Annotated in this window: 11 protein-coding genes; 7 read left to right on the top strand and 4 right to left on the bottom strand. The window is 65.9% G+C overall.

Annotated elements, in window-relative coordinates; genetic code table 11:
- Positions 1-29 precede the first annotated feature (29 nt).
- The 7 genes from AC1ROK_RS26240 to AC1ROK_RS26210 all read left to right on the top strand — a co-directional run bounded on the left by AC1ROK_RS26240 (position 30) and on the right by AC1ROK_RS26210 (position 7,760).
- Positions 30-1,028, top strand: coding sequence for an ABC transporter permease (locus AC1ROK_RS26240; protein ID WP_492852470.1), 999 nt, complete (start codon positions 30-32; stop codon positions 1,026-1,028).
- Positions 1,029-1,039: 11 nt separating this feature from the next.
- Entirely contained in the window at positions 1,040-1,954 is a 915-nt protein-coding gene (locus tag AC1ROK_RS26235; RefSeq protein WP_492852468.1) for an ABC transporter permease, read from the top strand.
- 5 nt (positions 1,955-1,959) lie between these two features.
- Positions 1,960-2,979, top strand: coding sequence for an ABC transporter ATP-binding protein (locus AC1ROK_RS26230; RefSeq protein WP_492852466.1), 1,020 nt, complete (start codon positions 1,960-1,962; stop codon positions 2,977-2,979).
- Positions 2,980-2,983: 4 nt separating this feature from the next.
- Positions 2,984-3,850, top strand: coding sequence for an ABC transporter ATP-binding protein (locus tag AC1ROK_RS26225; RefSeq protein ID WP_492852464.1), 867 nt, complete (start codon positions 2,984-2,986; stop codon positions 3,848-3,850).
- Positions 3,851-3,983: 133 nt separating this feature from the next.
- The gene (locus AC1ROK_RS26220) at positions 3,984-4,949 is read left to right on the top strand and encodes a mannonate dehydratase (protein WP_492852462.1); all 966 of its coding nucleotides are present in this window, start codon (positions 3,984-3,986) and stop codon (positions 4,947-4,949) included.
- Positions 4,950-4,958: 9 nt separating this feature from the next.
- Positions 4,959-5,789 (top strand): NAD-dependent epimerase/dehydratase family protein, encoded by an 831-nt coding sequence (locus AC1ROK_RS26215; RefSeq protein ID WP_492852460.1) that lies wholly within the window; start codon positions 4,959-4,961, stop codon positions 5,787-5,789.
- Positions 5,790-5,900: 111 nt separating this feature from the next.
- On the top strand, positions 5,901-7,760 hold the full coding sequence (locus tag AC1ROK_RS26210) for a glucose/sorbosone family PQQ-dependent dehydrogenase (protein ID WP_492852458.1): 1,860 nt from the start codon (positions 5,901-5,903) through the stop codon (positions 7,758-7,760).
- Between the two features lie 91 nt (positions 7,761-7,851).
- On the opposite strand, the gene AC1ROK_RS26205 is transcribed toward AC1ROK_RS26210, so the two are convergent.
- The 4 genes from AC1ROK_RS26205 to AC1ROK_RS26190 all read right to left on the bottom strand — a co-directional run bounded on the left by AC1ROK_RS26205 (position 7,852) and on the right by AC1ROK_RS26190 (position 20,652).
- On the bottom strand, positions 7,852-8,613 hold the full coding sequence (locus AC1ROK_RS26205; protein ID WP_492852456.1) for a Crp/Fnr family transcriptional regulator: 762 nt from the start codon (positions 8,611-8,613) through the stop codon (positions 7,852-7,854).
- A gap of 1,650 nt (positions 8,614-10,263) precedes the next feature.
- Entirely contained in the window at positions 10,264-12,390 is a 2,127-nt protein-coding gene (gene pbpC, locus AC1ROK_RS26200) for a penicillin-binding protein 1C (RefSeq protein ID WP_492852454.1), read from the bottom strand.
- On the bottom strand, positions 12,387-17,870 hold the full coding sequence (locus tag AC1ROK_RS26195) for an alpha-2-macroglobulin family protein (RefSeq protein WP_492852452.1): 5,484 nt from the start codon (positions 17,868-17,870) through the stop codon (positions 12,387-12,389). Before AC1ROK_RS26195 ends, pbpC begins: the two co-directional genes overlap by 4 nt.
- Positions 17,871-18,009: 139 nt before the next feature.
- Complete coding sequence (locus tag AC1ROK_RS26190) at positions 18,010-20,652, bottom strand: nitrate reductase (protein ID WP_492852450.1); 2,643 nt, start codon at positions 20,650-20,652, stop codon at positions 18,010-18,012.
- Between the last annotated feature and the right edge of the window lie 3 nt (positions 20,653-20,655).

Here is a 20,655-nt window from a genome sequence, read left to right as displayed (position 1 = left end):
CACAAGCCACCGTGCCGGAGATGACCCGAGTGAACTTCAAGCTGATTGCCAAGCGCCTTTCCTTCCTGGTTCTGGTCATCTGGGCCGCATCCACGATTGTATTCTTCGTCCCCCGCCTCAGCCCCCGCAATGCGCTGCGCGAACGCTTCGCCGAACTGGCGCGCTCTGGCGGTTTCGCACCGGGCGACATCGAAAAACTCATTGCCAACATGAACCAGCAGTTCGGCCTCGATAAGCCGCTGCTCGAGCAGTACTGGACCTATCTGGGCAACGTGATCCGGATGGATTTCGGTTACTCGCTGAACCGCTATCCGGCGACGGTCACCGACATCATCAGCCAGGCCCTGCCCTGGACCTTCTTTCTGCTGCTGTTCACCACCATTCTCAGCTTCATCATCGGCAACCTCCTGGGCGCCATCTCGGCCTGGCCCAAGTCGCCACGCTGGCTGCGCGGTATTGCCACCCCCTTCGTGCTGCTGACCGGCGTGCCGCCCGTCATCATGGGCGTGCTGCTGCTGTTCTTCATCGGCTTCCGTCTGAAGCTGCTGCCGCTCGGCGGCCCCTATTCGATCGGCATCGTGCCCAACTGGTCCTGGGACTTTGCCCTCGACGTGCTGCGCCACCAGATGCTTCCGGCGCTGGCGCTGATCCTCGGCTCGGTCGGCGGCTGGGTGCTGTCGATGCGCGGCATGGGTGTCACCATCCAGGGCGAGGACTATGTCAACTTCGCCGAGCACAAGGGCCTGACCGGTGGGCGCATCTTCCGCGACTACTACCTGCGCAACACCCTGTTGCCGCAGGTTACCGGCCTCGCGCTGGCGTTGGGCACCCTCGTCACGTCGGCGCTTGTCGTCGAGCAGCTCTTCGGCCTTCCGGGGTTGGGGCAAGTGCTCAACAACGCCATCCGGTCCAACGACTTCCCTGTCATCTACGGGATCGTGCTGTTCATCACCATCGCCATCGCCGTGCTGATGGCAGTGCTCGAGTTCATCTATCCGCTGCTCGACCCCCGCGTCCGTAACCAGTAGGAACCGGAAAATTGACGACCGTTACCGCAACCTCACCGGCGACCGCAGATACCTCGATGGAGCAGCCGAGCGGCTTCACGCTGTTCCTGCGTTACCTCAACCGCAACCGGGGTCTCGCCGTCGGCGTGGTCATTCTGATTGCGCTGGTGCTGTTCACCGTCATCGGCCTGATCACCATCAACCCGAAACAGGCCTATCCGCTTTCGGTGGCGACCAAGCAGCCGCCCAGCCTAAAATACCCGTTCGGTACCGACTTCTTCGGCCGTAACCTGTTGGCGGCGATGGTCGTCGGCATGTGGCAGACCGCTGTCATCGGCGTCATCGCCGGCGGGCTGGGCACTTTGATCGGCGTCGTTCTCGGCTTCACCTCGGCCTATTTCGGCGGCTGGATCGACTCGACCATCCGCACCGTCTGCCAGATCCTGACGCCGATCCCGGTGCTGCTGATCCAGGTGGTCGTCGCCGGCTCGCTCGACAAGCGCGACGTCACCATCTTCACCATGGCGCTGATCGTGGTGATGCTGGCCTGGATGGGGCCAACCCTGGTGATCCGCGCCCAGGTGCTGACCATGAAGGAGCGACAGTTCGTCTCGGTCGCCAAGCTTTCGGGCGTCGGCGACATCGCCATCATCTTCAAGGAGATCCTGCCCAACCTGTTGCCCTTCATCGCGGCGGCCTTCGTCGGCCAGGTGTTCTCGGCGGTGTTCGCCTCGTTCTACCTCGCCGTGCTCGGGCTCGGTCCGCTGCGCGAGCCGTTGCTCGGCAACATCATCTGGGCGGCACAGCTGCAGGGCGCCTTCTTCAACGGCTGGTGGTGGTGGCCAATCGCCCCGTCGGTCGGGATGATCCTGATCCTCGCCTCGCTCGCCCTCATCAATATGGGCCTCGACGAACTGGCCAATCCGCGCGTGCGGCGGACGGAGTAATGACGATGAACCTTGCAAGCACTCAGACCGCGTCCGGACGCAACGCCGGCCGGGCGACGGCGAAACCCGTCCTGCACGTCCAGGATCTCGTCGTCACCTACTACACCGATCTCGGTCGCGCCCGCGCGCTCGACAAGGTCGGCTTCACGCTCGAAGCCGGCACCAAGATGGGCATGGTCGGCGAATCCGGCTCGGGCAAATCCACCCTGGCGCTCGCCATGATGCGCATGATCAAGCCGCCGGGGCGCATCGAAGGCGGCAATGTCTGGGTCGGCGGCACCGACCTGCAGGCGCTGAGCGAAGAGGAGATGCGCAAGGCGCGGCTCAGCAAGATCGCCTATATCCCGCAGGGCGCCATGAACTCGCTGAACCCGGTGATGCGGGTCGGCTCGCAGATGGTCGACGCCATCAAGTCGCACCTGCGCGGCGAGAGCGCCAGCGCCATCAACGACCGCTGCGTCTGGGCGCTGAAATCGGTGGATCTCGATCCGAGCGTCTTCCAGATGTACCCGCACGAATTGTCGGGCGGCATGAAGCAGCGCGTCTGTATCGCCATCGGCATCCTGCTCAGGCCCGAAGTGATCATCGCCGACGAGCCGACCAGCGCGCTCGACGTGGTCACCCAGCGCCAGGTGATGGAGACCATCGACAAGGTGCAGGACGAGATCAACTCGGCCGTCATCCTGATCGGCCATGACATGGGCCTGATGGCTCAGACCATGGATCATGTGGCGGTGATGTATGCCGGCCGGCTGGTCGAACTCGCCACCGTGCGCGAGATGTTCACCAGCCCCAAGCACCCCTACTCGCAGGCGCTGATCTCCAGCCTGCCCACACTCGACAACAAGGGCCAGTTCAAGGGCATCCCGGGCCTCGCGCCCTCGCTGCTCCGGCTGCCCTCGGGCTGCGCTTTCCACCCACGCTGCCCGTTCGCCTCGGATCGCTCTCGCACCGAAAAGCCGAAGGTGAACGTGCTGCCGGGCGGCCAGCTCGTAGCCTGCCATCTCTACGACCAGGGGAATTGAACCCATGTCCAATCTTCTGGAAATCCGGAACGTCACCAAGGTCTACCAGCGGGGCCTGCTCTCCTCACACGCCAAGATTGCGCTCAAGGAGTTCAATCTGATCTTGCCGGAAGACGATCCCTCCATCCTGACCATCGCCGGCGAGTCCGGCTCGGGCAAGACCACGCTGGCCATGCTGGTGCTGGGCTTCATCACCCCCACCACCGGCGAGATCCTCTACCGCGGCAAGAACATCACCACGCTCCGTGGCGCCGAGCGCATGGCCTATCGCCGTGAAGTGCAGGCGGTGTTCCAAGATCCGTTCGCGGTGTTCAACCCGTTCTACACCGTCGACCATCTGCTGACCGTGCCGATCAAGCAGTTCAAGCTGGCCAAATCCGGCAAGGACGCGCGCAACAAGATGGACGAAGCGCTGACCGCGGTGGGCCTCCGCCCCGAGGACGTGCTCGGCCGCTTCCCGCATCAGCTCTCGGGCGGCCAGCGTCAGCGCATCAATGTCGCCCGCGCCCTGCTGCTGAAGCCCAAGCTGCTGATCGCCGACGAGCCGGTGTCGATGGTGGATGCCTCGCTGCGCGCCAACATCCTCGAGTCGCTCAGGAACCTGCACCGCGACCATGGCGTGACGATCATCTACATCACTCACGACCTGACCACCGCCTATCATGTCGCCGACACCATCACCGTGCTCTATCGCGGCGACGTGGTGGAAAAAGGCGACGTCGAGACGGTGATCCGCAACCCGCAGCACGCCTATACGAGGCTCTTGGTCGACTCGATTCCCTGGCCCAACCTCGATCAGAAATGGGGCCAGCACTCGATCCGCTCCAAGGAGTCGCAGGCCGAGTTCCACACCGAGGCACCAACGCACTAGGGGTGCCTTCAACAGCCCGTCCCCGCCAGGGCGGGGGCTGCAAGGTCATGGCGCCGGCCGTTCGCAGCGGCCGGCACAGTTACGTCCACCGCGGCCCGATATTTGCCGCACCAACTTTTGAGATCGTATCGACATGCTAGAGATCGCCGAGGTCATCCCTCCGAAATACTCCCCCGTCTGGAAGCTCGCCAAGCAGTGCGGGGTCGATCTGGCTGTCGCCGGCCTGCCCTTCGACAGCCTCGAGGCCAATGAGCGCGTGTCGTCGCTCTCGGCGCTCAAGCGCATGAAGGACGAATACGAAAAGGGCGGCTACGAGATCCGCGTCATCGAAGCCCGTCCGCCGCTGAACCTCGCCAAGCGTGGCCTCGAGGGCCGCGACGCCGAGATCGACGTGGTCTGCGAGCTCATCACCAACATGGGCAAGCTCGGCATTCCGGTCTGGTGCTACGAGTGGATGACCGACTTCAACTGGGTGCGCACCAACATGGCGCTGCCCAGCCGCGGCGGTTCGGTGGTGACGGCCTTCAACGTCAACGACGTGCCTGACAGCATCACCTCGAACCCGCCGATCTCGGAAGAAAAGCTCTGGGAAACGCTGGAGTACTTCCTGCGCCGCGTGCTGCCGGTGGCCGAGAAGGCCGGCGTCAAGCTCTCCATGCACCCCGATGATCCGCCGATCACCCCGATCAAGGGCGTCTCCCGCATCATGCGCACGGTGCCGAACTTCCAGCGTCTCGTCGACATGCTGCCGTCGGACTACAACACCATCACGCTCTGCCAGGGCAACTTCACCCTGATGACCGACGACCTGCCCAAGGTGATCCGGGGCTTCGGCAAGAAGAAGATCAGCTTCGTCCATTTCCGCGATGTCGAGGGCGTGCCGACCAACTTCCACGAAACCTGGCACGACGCCGGCAAGACCGACATGCTCGCCACCATGCGCGCCTACAAGGACATCGATTTCGACGGCGTGCTGCGCCCCGACCACGTCCCGACGGTGGAAGGCGACAGCAACGAGAACGCCGGCTATTCCGCCTTCGGCCGGCTCTACGCCATCGGCTATATCCGCGGCCTCCACGAAGCCGTCTATTCGAGCTGAGATACCACAATGAAGATCGCACTTACCGGTTCGTCCGGCGGCGTCGGCCGCGCCATCATCACCGAGGCGCGCAAGCAAGGCCACGACCTGGTCTGCATCGACCGCGTCGCGGCGCCCGAGACCGAGGAAACCCGGGACCTGCATTTCATCCAGGCCGACATGGATGAATATGACAAGCTCGTCGCGGCCTTTGCCGGCTGCGACGCGGTGATCCACATGGCCGCCATCCCCTCGCCGGGCCGGCACCCCGATCATGTCGTCCACAACAACAACGTGGTGGGCAGCTACAACGCTCTGCAGGCGGCCGTCGAGAACGGCATCATGCGCATCTGCCAGGCCTCGAGCGTCAACGCCATCGGCCACTCCTACAGCCGCGATCCGCATTACGACTACCTGCCGATCGACGAGGAGCACGCCAACTATTCCGAGGAGCCCTACAGCCTCTCGAAATGGATCTGCGAAGCCCAGGCCGACGCCTTCGCGCGCCGCTGGGAGGATATTTCCATCGCCTCGATGCGCTTCCACTGGGTGGTGCCGGAGCGCGAGCTGGCGGCCCGCAACTTCACGCCCAACTCGGCCTCGCCCAAGAAGCACCTCTTCGCCTATACGCGCTTCGACGCCGCGGCGCGGGCCTGCCTGTTGAGCCTCGAAGGCAAGTTCAGGGGGCACGAGGCGTTCTACATCGTCGCCCCCGACACTACCCTCGACATCCCCAGCCTCGAGGCCGCCGCCAAGTACTTCCCCGGCATCCCGATCAAGGGCGACCTCAGCGGTCGCAAAGCCTTCTTCAACTCGTCAAAGGCCGAGCGCATCCTCGGCTGGAAGCACGACCAGCCATAAGGCCCTTGGCGGGTAACGCCCGCCACACGGTGCTTTCGCTAAGACTGCCAAACCCGGAACCAACCCGCCCCGCCGCGGGTTGGACGGCCGGTCCATCCCTGGAGCAACGCCATGAGACTGTTCGCAACGTTCGCCCTCGCCACACTAATCGCCGGCGCCGCGGCCCCCGCCCTGGCACAGGGTGCGCCGGACACCGCCGTGACAGGCACCAAGCAGTTCGAGATGAAGGAACTCGCCAATGACCTCGAGGGTCCTTGGGAGATCACCTGGGGGCCGGATGACTGGCTGTGGGTCACCGAGCGCGTCGGTGGCAGGATCACCCGCGTCAACCCGGCCGACGGCACCAAGCAGGTGGCGATCGATATCGAGGAAGTGTCGGCCCCCGGCGGCCAGGACGGGCTGCTCGGCATGGCGCTCGACCCCGGCCTCCTGAAGGATACCGGCAACGATTACGTCTATGCCGCCTATACCTATGTGGACAAAGAGCTGCCCAAGCATGAGTGGGTCAAGGACCCGTTCAGCCCCTACGCCAACCTCTTCGCCAAGATCGTCCGCCTGAGCTACGACAAAGCCACCGGCACGCTCAGCGATCCGCAGGTGATCATCTCCGGCATGCCCGGCCAGAACGACCACAATTCCGGCCGGCTGAAATTCGGCCCGGACGGCAAGCTCTATTACACCATCGGCGATGGCGGTAAGGGCCAGCTCGGCAACTGGTGCATCCCGATCGAGGCGCAGCGCCTGCCGACCGCCGATGAGCTCTCGGCCAAGAACTGGATCGCCTATCAGGGCAAATCGCTCAGGCTGAATCTCGACGGCTCGATCCCCGAGGACAACCCCGAGATCGATGGCGTCAGAAGTCACGTCTTCACCTATGGCCACCGCAACATGCAGGGCATCGATTTCGGCCCGGACGGCACGCTCTACGCCTCCGAGCAGGGTCCGAAGACCGATGACGAGGTCAACGTGCTGGTTGGCGGCGATAACTATGGCTGGCCGCATGTCGTCGGCTTCAAGGACGACAAGGCCTACCAGATGGCCCGCTGGGATCTGGCCACCACGCCCTGCGCGCAACTGACCTTCTCCGATATCACCATCGACCCCTCGGTGCCGGTCGAAAACGAAACCGATTGGCCGGGCCAGCAGCACGATCCGCTGGCAACGCTGTTCACCGTCCCCAGCGACTGGGATTTCACCGACCCGGCCTGCGGCGGCATCGACTTCATCTGCTGGCCGACCGTCGCCACCTCGTCGATGCAAGCCTATTTCCCCAAAGCGGGAGAGGGCATTCCGGGCTGGGAGAACTCGCTCTTGGTCACCACGCTGAAGCGCGGCTCGATCTATCGCGTGCCGCTTGGGCCCGACGGCAAGACCATCGCCGGCCCGATCGAGCGCTATTTCCAATCCGAGAACCGCCTGCGCGACATGGCGCTCAGCCCCGACATGAAGACCATGTACGTAGCCACCGATGTCAGCGGCCTCGTCGGCACCATGGACGGCGGCGCCGGCACCGAGCTCAAGAACCCGGGCGCCATCCTCGTCTACACCTATGCCGGCGAAGGCGACGGCGCGGCGGCAGCGACCACCACCGAGGCGGCCCCGGCTGCCGAGGCGGCAGCAAGCACCGTCGCGGCCGGGGAGCCGGCGACCTTCACCGCCGAGCAGGCGGCGCGCGGCAAGGCGGCCTACGATGCCAACTGCGTCTCCTGCCACGGTCCGGACCTGGTGAGCGCCAATTACGGCCCGCCGTTGGCCGGCCCCTATTTCGAGGGCAAATGGGTGGGCCAGACCGTGGGCGCGCTCTACACCCACGTCCACGACCGCATGCCGCCCTCACGCCCGGGCGAACTGGGCGACGAAACCTACGCCGATCTCGTGGCCTACATCCTCTCGGTCAACGGCCTCATGGCCGGCGACACAGAGCTGCCGACGGATGTGGCGAAGCTTGAGGCGATGATTATCGCGAAGTAGGGCGACGAGATCCGCGAAATGAAAAAAAGGGCTCCGGAAGGAGCCCTTCGCATTCGGTGCGCCGGCTGCTCGGTCCAGCAGTTAACCTCAGCTAATAACTCACCTTGCGGTAATATTTCGGCTGCCGCGGCTCGACCAGCTCCGGCTCGCTTTCCGGGCCCAGCAGGTTGGCATACTCCCTTTCCGCGAGGCCGTAGGCGCCATTGGTGAACTCGGTGAGGCCGGCGCGATCGACGATCGCCACCACGCCGCGCATGGTGCGGATCAACCCGCGGGCCTCGAGGTCCTGCAGGGCGCGGGTCACCCCGGCGCGACGCACCGCCAGCATCACCGACAGGAATTCATGGGTGATCTGGAACGACTCGCCCAGCCGGTCGCCCACCATCAGCAGCCAGCGCGCCACCCGCTGCTCCAGCAGCAGCCGGCCATTGGCCGAGGCGGTCGAGGCGACCTGAACCGCGAACGCCTGCGCGTAACGCATGAACAGCTGATGCAGGGACGGGCTGTCGGCGAGCGCCGCGCGCAGGTGCTCGGGGTCGATGCGCACCGCGCTGCCGCCACCCTGCACCACCGTGCTGAACGGGGTCTTTTCGACCCCATGCACCACCGCCAGGCCAGTCATGCCCTCCGGCCCGATCAGGCCCACCTCGATGATGCCGCCATCGGCGTCGTCAGCCACCACCGAGGCAAAGCCGCGCTCGATGAAGTAGATCGACTCGACACTGCGGTTGGCCACTTCGAGTGCGTTGTGCGGCGCAAGGTCGACCCGCTCCATCGGCCCCAGCAGCGCCAGGTCCTGTTCGGATAGTCGCGACAGCAGGCCGTTCTCGAACCGCGGTGACAGAAAAGACAAGCGACTGCGCTCCTGCTTTGCGCAGCACCCCGCCAGTTGTTTCCCTACTCAGGGGCCGGCGCGACGCGCCGCAACAAATGGTCATGGGCAACTGCTCATGCCAAAAACACCAATGTCAGGTGAAACTGCGCCCCCCGCAGATTCCCTCTCGCGCCGCCGCTGCCCCTGTCAGGCAGCGGTCAGTGCGCTGGCGGCTTCTGCCACCTGGTTGCTCGCCGAGCCCCGCAACTGCTTGTTGTTCGGCGATGTGCCTCAAGGTAGTAGCAGGCTTTCCCTGCAATACGCCCCAAACGCCACTCAATACTTCTGTCAAACTGTACGAATTCGTACAGACGCATCATTGATATTGCCGACGCATCCGAACGCTACATCAGGCGCGGAGGGTGATCAAGGCAACATTCTGGTCGATCGGCCCCGGAGTCGGTAACGACCCCACAGACGCAGAATGAGAAATGAATTGCGACAGAAATACGGACAGATCTCATGTATCGTTTTCGCGCCAGTGAAATAACGGTGGAAATGCCGCTTGCCCAAGGCGATCCGCAGCAGCGCCACGTTGCAGCCGGTTTCTTGGCGGCGCTGCCTTTACCTTTCACTAACGCTGGATGCACTCCACCATTAGGACAGTCTCGCGCCGACATAGAGCGAGACCGCCGTACCTGGGGAGCGGTGCCGAGCCCCGCCGTTCAACATCAAACTCAACCGCCCGAGCGGCGACATAACGCGAACGCAGGCGCCCTCAAGGTATCTCCAAGCTCTGGGCGGATCTGCTGCAGCCTTGGCGGAGAACGCCGCAGCGCGCGGCTGAAGGGGCGACCATCCGGACGGCAGGGCCTCCACCCGGATGGCCGATCGACCGCTTGCCGTTCCGACCGAGGGTTACATCGGTCTGTGGTGGCCTTAGGGGCTCGCGAGTCAGCGATGGGGGAGCCACCCGGAACATTGAGCTGTTGGTCGAACCGAACGCAGCCAAGGCCTCACATCTCAACTCCGTTCGATAGGCTCCATGTTAGATACAAGTATTAATGAAAGTCAGAATCAACACGACTCACTTCTAGACGCTCTTCAATCAATTTTCGGACGTCACCGTACGTTTGCGAACTTCATATCACAATTGCGACAACCAGTACTCGCTGACCTAACCTTATACGCCTGTGCCATGACGTACACGCTGCGGAGATTTGCGAAAAGTTACAGGGACGATGATTACCGGTAACGACCGTCGACTGCGGGAGACGAGCGCCACGGGGCGGCCGCGAATGGAGATGGGGAGGAGGGAGCCTCCAATCGCATCTGGCCTCGTGGCGCTCCCCAATGTCCGCTGCTCCAGCGGACACGGAATCCTGCACCTTTGTTGCCGCTTCTGCGGCGAGGGTAAGGGGACGTTTGCCCATTGGGAGTCCTCACTGTAGCGCCTGGGCGCTTACGAAATGGAGCCGCCCGGCGGATTGGATGCCGAGCGGCCAAGTGAGGCTTCCGGAGTATCGAGGCGGCGCTGTTCCGTTTTGGTGAAGCCTATCGGCCGCAGTCTTATCTAATTGGCGGCGAATGCGCCCTAACGGACGCCGCTGCGCCGGGCTCTCGCTCGGTCCCGCACATTGCCCCGCCCCTCTCGGCAGAAGGGCGAAGGGAAGCCAGCCGGCCCAGTTCCTAATCCAGGAACACTTTCACCGTGTCCGAGCGGCCCTCGGCATCGACCACCGAAAGCGTCACAAACCCCGGCCCATCCGGCCGCCAGCTGTTCTGCCGCGCGAAGGCGGAGCGGCCGAACGGCGCGCCGTTGGCGAAGAAGGTGAAGGGCGGAACGCCGTTGCGCACCTTGACGATCAGCGGCGCTTCATTGCCCGAGGCGAGGCCCAGGTCGACGTCGACCCCATCGCTCGGATAGGCGATCTGCGGCGCCGCATCGCGCTTCACCTTCTGCTCGTCCGGATGCCGGAAACGGCGCAGCGGCAGCGGCAATTCGGAGTTCGAGGCAAAGATCGTCCCCGGCGGCGCGTCGCGCAGCGGCACGGTCTTTTCGGCCAGCCGGTCAAAGCTCTCGAACAGGATCGGGGCCGCGGCGCCGATGCCGGTAATCCCGGGGATCTGCGAGTTGTCGGGCCGGCCGACCCACACCCCGATCACGGTCTTGCCATCAAAGCCGATGGCCCAGGCGTCGCGATAGCCGTAAGAGGTGCCGGTCTTGTAGGCGATGCGCCCGGCCGAACCATTCAGCGGCGGCGGCACGTCGGCGAGGATGTTGGCGACATACCACGCGGCAATCGGATCGAGCACCGGCGCCGGCGTCTCGGTTTCCTCGGCCACCGGCTTCACGCCGTCGCGCAGCACCACCGGCGTGCCGCCCCGGCCGATCGCTGCATAGATCGAGACGAGGTCGCGCAGCGTCACGCCGACGCCGCCAAGGCCGACCGCCAGGCTCGGCGCCGTATCGGCCGGCAGCCGCGCCGCGGCATGCGCCCGCTTGATCCGCGCCACCAGCCGCGCCGGCCCGACCGCGTCGAGCACCACGACGGCGGGAATGTTCAGCGACTCGGTCAGCGCCTGCCGGATGCTGACCGTGCCACGGTTGAAACCGTCGAAATTGACCGGCACATAGCCGTTGAAGGCGGTGGGCCGGTCCTCGATCAGGCTCTCGGGATGGGCTAGCCCCAGCTCGAACGCCAGCCCGTAGATCAACGGCTTCAGGGTCGAGCCGGGCGAGCGCACCGCCTCGGTCATATCGACATAGCCGTCGCTCTCGGCATTGAAGAGCCCGGCCGAGCCGACCGAGGCGAGGATATTGCCGGTCTGCTGGTCGGCGACGACGATCGCCACCGAGAGTTTCGAGCCGAGCTGCGCCGCGCGATCGGCGCCGAGCCGCTCGAGCTTGGCCTGCAGCTTCCGCTCGATGGTCAACTCGATCTTGCGTGCATTGGGGTGCGCCTTCACCGCCGCCTCGGCCAGATGCGCCGCATACATCGGGAAATCGCGCCTTGCCTTGGGCATCGGTTCGAGCTTGGCGGCTTCCGCCTCCTCGGCGCTGATCACCTTGGCCCCGACCATGCGGTCGAGCACCAGGTTGCGTGCCGCCCGCGCCACTTCGAGATCGCGGTCCGGCCGTCGCGCCTCGGGCGATTGCGGCAGCGCCACCAGCAGCGCGCATTCCGCGGTGGTCAGCCGGCCCGGCTCCTTGCCGAAATAGGCAAGGCTGGCGGCGCGGATGCCCTCGATATTGCCGCCATAGGGGGCAAGGGTCAGGTAGAGCGTCAGGATCTCGTCTTTGCTGAGCGTCCGCTCCAGCATGTCGGCATGCACCATCTGGCGCAGCTTGCCGGCAATGTTGCGCGTTGGCTCGCCGCCGATCAGCCGCGCCACCTGCATGGTGAGGGTCGAGCCGCCTGAGACGATCCGCCCTGCCCCGGCATATTGCACCGCGGCACGCAGCATCGACGGCCAGTCGATGCCGTGGTGCTCGCTGAAATGCTGGTCCTCATAGGCCAGCAGCATGTCGATGAAGCGCCGGTCGACCTCTTCGATGCTTACCGGCAGCCGCCAGCGCCCGTTGGCCGTGGTGAACGGCCGGAGCAGCAGCCCGGCATTGTCGACCACCGCGGTCGATACCGGCACCGCCGACACTACCGGCGTGGGCGGCAGCGTGGCGCGGACATCGCGCAGCACGGCGAGCCCGTATTGGCTGCCGACCAGCGCCACGCCCGCGAGGACAATCAGCGTCGCAGTAAAAAGCCCCGGCGCGCGTTTGCGCCGGGGCTGCTGTTTGTGCGCGGCCGTGCTCATGGCCCGGTCGCGTTGACCTCGATCGAGCCCGCGTCGGTATTGGCGCGGAGCTCCGGCCGGTACATGTCCTCGACCGTGGCGCCCGGCATCACGAAGCTGCCCGGCGAGACGGCACGCACCATGTAGGCGGTGGTAACGCTGCTGGCCGCCGAGGTGAACCTAAAGGCGGCAACGAACTGGTCGGTCCGCGCTTCAACATGCGCCGGCGTATCGACGGTGAGCCAGCTGAGATCGGCGACGCCCGAGCCCTGCAGCAGGTCGGGGTTCTCGATCTCGAACCCCGCCGGCAGCGGATCGGCCACCACATACTGGCCGGAACCGAGCTGGGTCGGCTGCGTCGTCAGCACCACCACGAAGCGATCGTTCTGGTGGATGTTGCTGAGGTCGGCCGGCTCGCCATTCGGCAGGTAGTAGTCCCGCTGGATGGTGAACCCGGCAGAGCTCGCCGCCGGCGGGGTCGCCGGGATGGCGGTGACGGTCACCTTCATCTCGGTCGGCCGGTTGCCGTTGTTGACGATCTCGACGGCCTCGCTGTCGAACGCCTCCTGGTCGTAGCGGCGGTAGACGGTGCCGGTGAGCGGATCGCCATTGATCGTCACCGAGCCATCGCCCGCCTCACGAGCCAGCGCCGCGGCGGCCACCAGGGTCCACGCGTCCTCCTGGGTGGAGGTCCAGCGGGCCTGGTCGCGCAGCGTCGCGAGCTTGCTCGTCAGTGCCGCGATATCGACACCCGACGGCGTGAACTCGGCGGCGAGTGCGAGCACCCCGGCCGTATCGCGCAGCTGGCTGCCATAGTCGTTGCGGTACTTCGCCCGATCCTCGCGTGCCTGCAGGTCCTCGACGGCAGCCTGGAAGGCAGTCGCCGCACGGGTCCGGTCGCCATAGAGGGCGAGCGCGGCGCCGAGCTGGGCCTTGGCCAAGGGCGAACCGAAGGCGCTGAGGCGCGCCTCGAGATAGTAGCGCAGGTCGCCGATGGCAGCCCGGCCGGCGCGCGCCAGATCATAGAGCGCGAAGGCCACATCCTCTCCGCCGACGGTGAAGTCGGTGGCGTAGGACACCTGGTTGCCGAGGTTGTCGAGCGCCCGGGTCATCGCCAGATCCGGCACCGCGTAGCCTTCCGCCTTGGCTCGGAGCAGGAACTCGGTGACGTAGGAGTCGAGCCACAGGTCGGTGCCATCATACGGTCCCCAGAGGCCGAAACCGCCGCTGGAGGTCTGCTTGGCGAGCAGGTTCTTGATCGCGTCCTTGACCCGCTGGGTAATCGCTTCGTCATCGCCCAGACCAATCATCGAGGCGACTTCGTTGAGATAGAGCAGCGGCAGGGCCCGGCTCGAGGTCTGCTCGGCACAGCCATAGGGGTAGCGATCGAGCTGCATCAGCAGGCCCGGCACATCGAGGCGGGCGATCGGCCCGACCGCGAGCGTCAGTTCCCCGGTATGCGGCACCATGTCGGCGAAGAAGCTCTTATCGAGCGTCGTCGTCGCACCCACTTCCAGCGGGATCAGCTGGCTGGTGGTCACCGGAGCGCTGGCGGCACGGACCCCGAGCGTCAGCTCCTTGGTCTGCGTCGTCCCATCCGGCGCGGTGACGATCACCTTGAGCGTCTGGTCGCCGATCTCGGTGCCGGTGAGGCTGAGGTTGAGCGCGGTGCGCTCGCCCGTCGGCAGATCGACACTGGTTTCGGCCGCATCAGTCGAGAGCCCCGTACCGGTTTCCAGCGCCACCTTGTAGGTGCCCGGCTGGCCGGCGACGTTGTTGACCTCGACCAGCAGCCGCGACGTGTCCTCGAGACGCAGGAACCGCGGCGGGCTCAGGTTCACCACCACCGGATCGCGCACGATCACGTCGGCGGAGCCATGACCCACGGCGCCGGCGCTCCACGCCATCGCCATCAGCCGCACCGTGCCGTTGAAATCCGGCATGTCGAAGCTGATCGTCGCGGTGCCGTCGGCACCCACTTCCACGATGCCCGAGTGCAACGCCACCAGCACGGTGGTCGCCGGCGGCGTGCCGAAGCGCGAAGCGCCCTCGTCACCACCGGTGCGGAACGCGCCGGGCGTGCCCTGCATCGGGTCGATCAGCTGGCCATAGAGATCACGCACTTCGACACCGAGCTGGCGCTGGCCGAAGAACCAGCCATCCGGATCCGGCACCTGGAACTTGGTGAGGTTGAGGATGCCGAGGTCCACAGCCGCAACCGCGACATAGGCCTTGTCACCCGGCTTGACGTTGGCAAGCTTCACCGTGGTGGTGAAGGCTTGGCGCGGCAGCGCTTCCTTGGGCGCATCGAGGCTCAAATCGAGCTTCAGGTCACCCGGCTCGACATCGGCGAACGCGAGGCCGAGGGCGCGCGCCGGCATCCGCTTGGCTTCCGCGCTGGCCGGACGATAGAGCATCGCCGTCACATAGGCGCCCGGGCCCCAGTCATCGGTGACTTCGAGCGGCACGGTGGTGCCGCCTTCCGGCACTTCGACCGCCTTCATGGCGATGATGCGATCGTCGACCACCATCACCAAAGCGGTGCCGGCGAACTGCGGATCGAGCTTCAGGTTGGCAGTCTCGCCCTTCCGGTAGGCCGGCTTGTCGAGGGCCACCGACAGCGTATCCGGCGTGTCGGAGCCCGCTTCCGGATAGTAGTAGCCGGCATAGAACTCGTAGCTCGAGGAGGTGGCGCCTTCACCGGTGCTCGACACTTCGAGCCGGTACTGGCCCCAACTGACGGCTGCGCCAATGGCAACCGGGCCGGAAGCGAGCGCATCGACGGTGCCGTTGGCCACTTCGCGCGTCGTGGTGATGGCTTCCCACTTCCAGGTGCCGCTGTTGCGATACCACTGATAGGTGGTCTCGACCCGCGACAGCGACCATTCGAGGCCGGCCTCATCGACCGTTGCACCGTCGGGCGCCACCGCGATCACGTCGAACATCGCCTCGCTGCCTTCGGCCAGCCCGCTGGCATCGGCAAATTGCGGCTTCAGCCCGATGCGATTGCCATCGGCCAGCACCGGACGGGTGAGGCTGCGCTCGATGGCGCGGCCATTGCTGTCGACGAGGCGCAGGATCAGTTGCGCCTCGAGCGGCCGCGTCGTCGCTTGCGGCGCGCTGACGTTGACTTCGGCAGTCACGTTGCCGGCTTCGTCGGTGGTGCCGACGACGCCGAGCGGCTCGCGCGAAGTCTCGAACGTGTCGTCGAGACGGCCGAACGTATAGCCCGGATAAGCCGGCAGCGACGTCACCGGCCGCAGCACGGCATCGGCCTCGACCGCCAGGTCGGGCGCCGTGGCGCCATAGAGATACTTGGCGGTCACCTCGACCGGCGTCACTTCGCCGGTCTTGATCGGCGCATCGGCAGCGCTGATCTCGAAGGCCAGCCGTTCCGGCTCGAAATCCTCGACCAGGAACCCGACATTGGTCAGGGCATCCGCCTTGGGGTCGGCATAGAGCCGCATCGTCCACGAGCCACGCATGGCTTCAGGGTCGAGCGTCACAGCGCTGAAATAGCCGCCGGCGCCGGCGTCGTTCAGCAGTTCAGTGCTCGAGATCACGCCATCCGGGCGCTGCACTTCCAGCGTCAGCGGCAGGTCGGTCACCGCCTTGGCCTTCACGTCGCGGAGGATGGCGGTGAGGAACACCGTCTCGCCCGGGCGATAGACGCCGCGCTCGGTCGTGGCGAACAGGTCGAGCGGACCCGGCGACGGCCGGCCCTCGACGCCGCGATCGGTGAGATCGAACGCCGCCTTGGAGACGTCGAGGAAGGCATAGTCCCCGCCATCGGTCTCGGTAGTGATCAGCTGCGGCGCCCGGCCGCCTTCGCCGCGCGACAGGCCCGGCGCGAAATCGGCCCGGCCATCGGCATCGGTCACCGCTTCGCCGAGGATCTCGTTATTGACGGCGACGAGCCGCACTTTGGCATTGGCCACCGGCTGCGCGCTGGTCAGCGAGCGCACGAACGCATGGAGGCCATCATCGCCGGTGACCGTGGTCAGCCCGAGGTCAGTGACGATGAACCACTGCGTTGCGACTTCTTTCCAATACTCCTGCTGCACGCCGTTGACCTTGGCGGTCACCACATAGGCGCCCGGCTGCAGTTCCTTGACGATCTCGGCGACCGGAATGGCGGTCACCGTCATGGCGTTGGGCGCGCCCTGCGCCAGGTCGACCTGGCCTTCCCAGGTCTCCTCACCGGTCGAATTGGCGACGTCTTCGGCCGAATAGCCATCGAGCGTGCGCTGGAACACCCCGTTGCGCACCGCGGTGGCAATCGAGCGATCGCCGATCCGGTAGATCACCACGTCGGCGGTCTTGGCGTTCACCGAAGTGATCGGCAGACCACCGCCAAGCCCGGCGGGCATCACATAGGCATTGTTGGCAAAGCCGACGAACGGCGCGCGATCCGGCACAAACAGGTCGAGCTCGACATCGGCGCGCAGCTCTTCGCCATTGGCCGAGGGCAGCCCGGCGCGCAGCTTGATGTGATAGCGCCGGCCATGCTCGACGCCGGTGATGCAGATCTGGCTCTGTTCGGTTTCCACCGCCACGGTCGGCGCGTTATCGACGACGACATAGCTCGACAGATCAGTGTCGCCCGAGGGCAGCGAATCGGAAAACACCGCGCAGATGCGCGGATTGGCGGCTTCGGCATCGACCTGGTTGGAGGTGACGCGGAAGCCGTGCTCTGCAACCGCCTGTTCCAGCGCCGCTTCGCGCGTCGCGTTGTCAACCAGCGCGAGGCTGGCGCGATAGGTGGCAATGGTTTCGCGCCACATCTCGCGGCGCGACAGCGCGAGCGCCAGCGCACCCAGCGCGTCGGCGCGTTCGGCGACGGTTTCCGACAGCATCAGCGCGTTCATCGCCGCGTAGGACGAGTTGACCGCAAGATCATAGACGCCGTTACCGGCGGCCGCCTCGATCACCATCCGGGCCTCGCCTTCGGCCGCCAGCTTCAGCCAGACCGAGGGATCGTTCTTGTTGATCGCCAGCGCCTGGCGATACGACACCATGGCAGCCGAGGGGTTCGACTGCGCCGAGGCTTCGTCGCCGGCGGCCACCAGGTCGGCATAGCTCACATCCGGTGGCGGCGGATCGGTCTGCGGCAGGCTGGTCGCCATGTAGCGGGCGGAATCGACCAGATCCTGCGCCGGGAACGGCAGCTCGCTCAGCCGCGCCTCGACGGTCTCGGCCAGCGGCGGGGTGAAATCGACGCGGCCGGACGTGGCGCCCTTGAACGCCGTCTCGGGACCGACATCACCCTTGAGGAAGCACCAGTTGGCCTTCTCGTTATAGGTGAAGGCGCGGCAGATCTTGTCGTCGGTACAGGCGGCCGAGCAGGCGTCGATATCGACATCCTTCAGCACCGAATAATCGAAACCGGGGAGATCCGTGCCGGGCAGCAGCGTGATGTTGCGGTCAGCCGCATGCGCGGGACTGAGAGCAAGGGTTCCGGCAACGACAAGCCACCAGATCGACCGAAAAAGCCGCTGCATTCCCAAACCCCTATCGTAGTTAGTACCTCTACCTCACCCTATGATGACTGGGGCTGAACGACAAATGAATGACGGGTGGGAATGCTGGGGATTTGTCGTTGACGTGTGGCACCGCGACTCGCAGTGGCTTCGGTGTGCCCTACTCCGCCGCCTCTAACCTGTTCACCTCAATGATCCCCCGGATCTCCGCGCGGCACGAGCCGCAGTTGGTCCCCGCCTTCAGCGCCACCCCGATCGCCTCGACCGTGTGACAGCCGCCGCGCGCCGCTTCGGCGATCTGGTTGGCGCCCACGCCGTAGCAGGCGCAGACGATCGGCCCCGGATCCGGACGGTCGGCGCCCGGCCGCCCGACCAGGATGTCTGCCCGCCGCGCCGGCTTGATCGTTTCGGTCAGCAGCGACACCACCCATTGTCGCGACACCAGCACCGGGTCGGGCGAGAGGTACAGCGCAAAGATCAGCTTGCCGCCCTCGAACAGCGCGAGGCTCTGCCTTCCGCTCGCCTTGTCGGCAATACTGAGGAGTTCGACCTTCTTCCCCACCCCGAACGCCGCCCGGGCCCAGCCGACCCAATCCTCGGGCTCGGTGATGAAGGCGAGCTCCGCCCGCCATCCGCCCGTGGTCTCGGCGATCGCCCAGTAGTCGGTGCCGGCGAATTCCGGCCGCACCCGGCTGACCGCGAAACCATAACGCCGGGCCAAAGCCGGCCCTGCCACCACCATTGCCGACTTGAGCGCCGGCTGCCCCGATTGCGGGTCGGTCTGCCCGCCCACCAGCACATCGATCCGGCCCTGCGCCGAGAACCGGTCGGTCCAGTGCATCGGCACGAACACCGAGCCTTTTTGCTGCCGCTCGGTGACCAGCGCCCGCACCAGCACGCTGCCGTGGCGGTTCTCGAGCCGCACCAGGCTGGCGTGCCGGATGCTCTTTTCCGAGGCATCGTCGGGGTGCAGCTCGGCGAACGGCTCGGCCATGTGGGCCGAGAGCCGCGCCGCCTTGCCGGTGCGCGTCATGGTGTGCCAGTGGTCGCGCACCCGGCCGGTATTGAGTACCAGCATGCCCGGCGGTGGCGTCAGCGGCGGCGGCGGCGCCACGGCGACGAAGCGGGCCCGGCTGTCGGGCGTAAAGAACCGCCCATCGGTGAACATCCGCGCCGTGCTGCGCACCGCCCGCACCGGCCACTGCACCGGCTGCAGCCCGTCATACTCGGCATGCAGCAGCCCCGAGAGGTCGAAATCGCGGTTGCCCTCGTTCTCGAACCCCGACAGCGCCGCGTGCTCGGCGAAGATCTCGGCCGGCCGCTCATAGGCGAAAGCCTCGGCATGCCCCATCCGGCGCGCCACCTGGGTGACGATCCACCAGTCGGGCTTGGCCTCCCCCGGCGCGGCGAGGAACGGCCGCTGACGCGAAATCCGCCGCTCGGAATTGGTCACCGTGCCGTTCTTTTCGCCCCAGCCCGCCGCCGGCAGCCGCACGTGCGCTTCCACCGCCGTATCGGTCGCGGCATTCATGTCCGACACCACGACGAACGGGCAAGCGCGGATCGCCGCCCGCACCTTGTCGGCCTCGGGCATCGAATCCACCGGGTTGGTCGCCATGATCCAGAGCGCCTTCACCTTGCCCTGGGCGATCGCCTCGAACAGCTCGACCGCCTTCAACCCGGGCTTCGCAGCCACCCGCTCCGAGCGCCAGAACCGTTTCACCCGGTCGATATTTTGGGGCTCGAAATCCATGTGCGCTGCGAGCATGTTGGCGAGCCCGCCGACCTCGCGTCCGCCCATCGCGTTGGGCTGCCCGGTCACCGAGAACGGCCCCATCCCGGGCATGCCGATCCGGCCGGTGGCGAGGTGCACGTTGACGATGGCGTTGACCTTGTCGGTGCCGGTCGCGGACTGGTTCACCCCCTGCGAATAGACCGTCACTGTCCGCGTCGTCTCGGCGAACCAATCGTAGAACACCGCGATGTCGCGCACGCTGAGCCCAGTGGCTTCCGCCACCCGCTCGAGGCCCCAGCTGCGTGCCACGTCGAGCGCCGCGCCGAACCCGTTGGTGCTCTCGGCGATGAACTCGGCATCGACGGCGTTCCGCTCGGCCAGCGATTTGAGCAGCCCGACGAACAAAGCCGTATCGCCATCCGGCTTGATCGCGAGGTGCAGATCGGCCTGGTCGGCGGTGGTGGTCCGCCGCGGGTCGATCAGGACGATCCGCATGCCCGGCCGCTCGGCCTTGGCCTTGACGATCCGCTGGTACAGCACCGGGTGGCACCAGCTGAGGTTGGAGCCGACGAGGATCATCAGGTCGGCGAGCTCGAGATCCTCATAATTCCCGGGCACGGTGTCCGAGCCGAAGGCCCGCTTGTGCCCGGCCACCGACGAGGCCATGCAGAGCCGCGAGTTGGTATCGATATTGCCCGAGCCGATGAAGCCCTTCATCAGCTTGTTGGCGACGTAATAATCCTCGGTGAGCAACTGACCCGAGCCGTAGATGGCGACCGAGTCCGGTCCATGCTCGGCAATGGTCTCGGCGAAGGTTTTCGCCACGAGGTCCAGCGCCTGGTCCCAACTCGCCCGCTCGCCGCCGATCTCGGGGTAGAGCAGCCGCCCCTCCAGCGACAGCGTCTCGCCCAGCGCCGAGCCCTTCGAGCACAGCCGGCCGAAATTGGCCGGATGCTCGGGATCGCCGGCAATCGTCACCGAGCCGTCCGGCTGCGACGTCGCGAGCACCCCGCAGCCGACGCCGCAATAGGGACAGGTGGTGCGGATGGGTGAGGAGGATTTTGACATAGT

It is taken from the genome of Devosia sp. GW821-FHT12F11, from assembly GCF_058806655.1.
Note: the sequence above shows the minus strand (reverse complement) of the source record. Positions and strands in the feature narration are given on the sequence as shown.

Bases quoted from the DNA above. Each gene is read 5' to 3' on its own strand.
- AC1ROK_RS26220 (WP_492852462.1), top strand. From the start codon at position 3,984: ATGCTAGAGATCGCCGAGGTCATCCCTCCGAAATACTCCCCCGTCTGG.
- AC1ROK_RS26215 (WP_492852460.1), top strand. From the start codon at position 4,959: ATGAAGATCGCACTTACCGGTTCGTCCGGCGGCGTCGGCCGCGCCATC.
- AC1ROK_RS26225 (WP_492852464.1), top strand. From the start codon at position 2,984: ATGTCCAATCTTCTGGAAATCCGGAACGTCACCAAGGTCTACCAGCGG.
- AC1ROK_RS26190 (WP_492852450.1), bottom strand. From the start codon at position 20,652: ATGTCAAAATCCTCCTCACCCATCCGCACCACCTGTCCCTATTGCGGC.
- AC1ROK_RS26230 (WP_492852466.1), top strand. From the start codon at position 1,960: ATGAACCTTGCAAGCACTCAGACCGCGTCCGGACGCAACGCCGGCCGG.
- pbpC (WP_492852454.1), bottom strand. From the start codon at position 12,390: ATGAGCACGGCCGCGCACAAACAGCAGCCCCGGCGCAAACGCGCGCCG.
- AC1ROK_RS26210 (WP_492852458.1), top strand. From the start codon at position 5,901: ATGAGACTGTTCGCAACGTTCGCCCTCGCCACACTAATCGCCGGCGCC.
- AC1ROK_RS26195 (WP_492852452.1), bottom strand. From the start codon at position 17,870: ATGCAGCGGCTTTTTCGGTCGATCTGGTGGCTTGTCGTTGCCGGAACC.